This window comes from Inquilinus limosus MP06 (assembly GCF_000767795.1).
GTDB lineage: Bacteria > Pseudomonadota > Alphaproteobacteria > DSM-16000 > Inquilinaceae > Inquilinus > Inquilinus limosus_E.
Genome location: NZ_JANX01000974.1, coordinates 1 through 1,321 on the forward strand (window position 1 = coordinate 1; position 1,321 = coordinate 1,321).

At 74.6% G+C, this 1,321-nt stretch carries 2 protein-coding genes; one reads left to right on the forward strand and one right to left on the reverse strand.

Annotated features, from left to right (window positions below):
* Positions 1-278: hypothetical protein (locus tag P409_RS34525; protein WP_034849424.1), on the reverse strand; the 278-nt coding region annotated here is incomplete at its 3' end.
* Between the two features lie 75 nt (positions 279-353).
* Here P409_RS34525 and P409_RS34530 point away from each other — a divergent pair.
* On the forward strand, positions 354-1,088 hold the full coding sequence (locus P409_RS34530) for an NAD-dependent deacylase (protein ID WP_034849426.1): 735 nt from the start codon (positions 354-356) through the stop codon (positions 1,086-1,088).
* The last annotated feature ends 233 nt before the right edge of the window (positions 1,089-1,321 follow it).

The window sequence follows — 1,321 nt, forward strand, 5'->3', positions numbered from 1 at the left end:
AGCCAGGCCTCCGGCCCGCGCGGCACCCGGCGGCCGGGGCCGCTGCGCAATGCCGCCTTCAGCGCCGTGGTCAGGGCGCGGCGGACGGCGCCGTCGATCGCGGACTGCACCCCGGCCGGCAGGTTGCGCTTCAGCGCCTCGACCGGCGTTCCCGCCAGGGCCGACAGCCGCGCCACCAGCGAATCGGTGTCGAGCACCGCCTTGGCCTCGGCCAGCTCGGCCAGGGCATCGGGCGGCAGGGGCAGCGGGGCGGGAAGGGCGGCGGCGGCGTCGGTCATAGGCAACAGATTGGGGGCCGCGGCGCGCCGACAAGGGCCGTTGCGCCCCGGCCCCGCCGCCACCACGATCGACGCATGAAGCGAATCGAGCCCGGCGATCCGATCGTCATCCTGACCGGGGCCGGCATCTCGAAGGAGAGCGGCCTCGACACCTTCCGCGACGCCGGCGGAGTGTGGACCCGCGTGCGGCTGGAGGACGTGGCCACGCCCGAGGCCTTCGAGCGCGACCCGGACCGGATGCACGGCTTCTACAACGCCCGCCGCCGCACTTTGGCCGACCCGGCGGTGCAGCCGAACGCGGCCCATGCGGCGCTGGCGCGGCTGGAGCGGGAGTGGCCGGGCCCGGTGCTGCTGGTGACCCAGAATGTCGACGACCTGCATGAGCGCGGCGGCAGCCGCCGGCCGATCCACATGCACGGGCAGCTGAACCGGGTGCGTTGCCTGGCCTGCGGCGCCGGCCGCGGCTGGGCCGGCGACCTGTCGGTCGACACCCCCTGCCCCGGCTGCGGCCAGACGGGCGGGATGCGGCCCGACGTGGTCTGGTTCGGCGAGATGCCGCTGGCGATGGACGAGATCGAGACGGCGCTGGCCGGCTGCCGGCTGTTCGTGTCGATCGGCACCTCCGGAACCGTCTATCCGGCCGCCGCCTTCGTCCACCAGGCGCTGGACGCCGGCGCCCTGACGATGGAGCTGAACCTGGAGCCGGGCGAGGGCTCCGGCCTGTTCCATATCCGCCGCCATGGCCCCGCGACCCGGCTGGTGCCGGAGCTGGTCGCCGCGCTGCTGGCGGGTGAATTCCCCAAGCGCTGACGGTTTCGGCGGCGAACCGAAAGCCGCCCCGCGGCCGGCGCATCGGTGACCGGACATCGCCGGCGCTTGGCCGCGGCCCGCGAACGGCCTAGACCGGACGCATGGCGACGGTGGCGGCAACGGATGATCTGGCGGCGGTGGTGGCGGCGGCGCGGGCCTGCCGGATCTGCGCCGGCCGGTGGCCGCATCTGTCTCCGATAGCTGACGATCGCAGGAACGATGCGCATGTTTCT